The organism is Bradyrhizobium sp. AC87j1, from assembly GCF_002936975.1.
Taxonomy (GTDB): Bacteria; Pseudomonadota; Alphaproteobacteria; order Rhizobiales; family Xanthobacteraceae; genus Bradyrhizobium; species Bradyrhizobium shewense.
Window position 1 is genome coordinate 1 of the sequence record NZ_PTFE01000251.1, and the last position, 1200, is coordinate 1200.

At 62.0% G+C, this 1200-nt stretch carries 1 protein-coding gene; it reads left to right on the plus strand.

The genetic code is table 11. The features are described from left to right. The first annotated feature begins 562 nt into the window (after nt 1-562). Nucleotides 563-1072, plus strand: coding sequence for a protease adaptor protein RcdA (gene rcdA, locus CV770_RS41145; RefSeq protein WP_018318720.1), 510 nt, complete (start codon nt 563-565; stop codon nt 1070-1072). The last annotated feature ends 128 nt before the right edge of the window (nt 1073-1200 follow it).

The following is a 1200-nucleotide window of genomic DNA, read 5'->3' on the forward strand; positions in this document are numbered from 1 at the left end:
TCCTGACAGACTTCCAAGACACAGGGACCCACGTCTCGCCAAACACCATCTCGCGTCGTCATTCCCGGCCGGCGCGCAGCGCCGAGCGACGATGCGCAATTGCGCATCGTAGCTCGCGACTTCGTCGCGCCCCGGAATGACGGCGGAGAGTTTTGTTCCGCCCCCCGCTCGGTCACTGGCCGACATGGCTAACGAACCCTCAAAAAATTCGCTCGTTTACGGTCGATTAAGCTTTCGGGTTTATGACTGGAACTGTCCTCGTTTGGACACCGAGTGGCTCCTGTCCACTCTGTTTGACGCCTCCCTGTTATCAACTTTCAAAGCCGCCGGTCTCCGGCGGCTCTTTTTTTGCGCACGGGGTTTCGAGCGGCGTGGCTACCGCTTCGCGTCAAGAATATGCGTCAAAACAAGAGTCTCCGCCCAGTTGCATTCCGGGGAATGAACCGCGGAAACCATATCCGCGCTTGTCACTGGACTCCGCGTCCCGCCCGCGCAATGATTTGTTCATCATAAGCCGGCGCCAAAGCCGGGCAGTCAAACAGTTGCGTAAGAGGCGTTAACCATGGAACGTTTGCAGGCCGACGGCGCTCTCGTTCAACTCAGCGAGCGGTTCACCAATTCTGCGGCGTTCGGCGTCCTGTTCCGTGAGGGCATGGACCTCGTCGAAGAGACCGCTGCCTATCTCGACGGCGCCGGCCGCACCGAGGCCAAGGCGCTCGACCGTGCCGTCAGCCTCACCTACGCAACCGAGAGCATGCGTCTCACCACCCGCCTGATGCAGCTCGCCTCGTGGCTGCTGCTGCACCGCGCGGTGAAGGAAGGCGAGATGACTCTGAGCCAGGCCAATCGCGAGAAGACCAAGGTCAAGCTCAGCGCTGCCGATCCCGGCCCCACCGACACCATCGAGAAGCTGCCCTCGCAGCTCCAGGACCTGATCCATCGCTCGATGAGCCTGCAGACCCGCGTGCGCCGCCTCGACACCACCATCCACACCCCGCCGGCCGAACACATCGCGATCGGCAATCCGCTGGTGCCGCACCTCAACGCGCTGAAGGCGGCGTTCGAGCGGTAAGGTTCACAGGTGCCGTAGTTCACAGGTGCCGTAGTTCACAGGTGCCGTAGGGTGGGCAAAGGCGCGCAGCGCCGTGCCCACCATCTCTCATTTGTGACCACAACAGGGGTTTGGTGGGCACGCTTCGC